This is a genomic window from Acinetobacter lwoffii, assembly GCF_024129715.1.
Taxonomy (GTDB): domain Bacteria; phylum Pseudomonadota; class Gammaproteobacteria; order Pseudomonadales; family Moraxellaceae; genus Acinetobacter; species Acinetobacter lwoffii_U.
Genome location: NZ_JAMXXM010000071.1, coordinates 1 through 580, shown reverse-complemented (window position 1 = coordinate 580; position 580 = coordinate 1). Strand labels below are relative to the sequence as shown.

General features: G+C 46.7%; 1 pseudogene. It reads right to left on the bottom strand.

From position 1 onward, the window contains the following. A pseudogene (locus NI462_RS14930) lies at positions 1-580 on the bottom strand (ISNCY-like element ISAjo2 family transposase); the annotation flags it as partial.

Genomic DNA, 580 nt, shown 5'->3' with positions numbered 1-580 from the left:
GTTTCAGTGATAGGCCGATGTAGATCCTTAGGATTAAAAGCCATCTTGGCGAACTTCTGATTGAACTGCTCAATGAAGCAGGGTAGCCAGGCATTAGCTTGCTCAATCGAGCTGATACCTTCCAGACGCATCTCCTTGATCAGACGGTCCTGAAGGGTTCTGTTGGCACGTTCCACACGGCCTTTGGCCTGTGGTGAATTGGCGAAGATGATATCGATATTCAGGGTACTGAGTACGCGTCCAAACTGGGTAATCTTGGTGTCTTTCTTGCTGCTTTGATTCACCCTGAAGACTGAATGTTTGTCGCTGTAAAATGCCAACGGCTTACCATGCTGCTCAACATACAAGCGTGTTGAAATCATATAATCAAAGGCTGATTCTGATTCACAGAAGCGTAAATGCTGCAATTTTCCTGTAGCATCATCGATAAACACCAGCAGACAGCATTTAGCAGCGCGTCCTTCAAACCAGTCATGATATGAGCCATCAATTTGGATCAGTTCACCAAAGCAATCCCGGTTGTAACGAGGCTGATACGGGCGTTTCAGGCGCTTGGATCGAGGAATCCATAAGTCAGCTG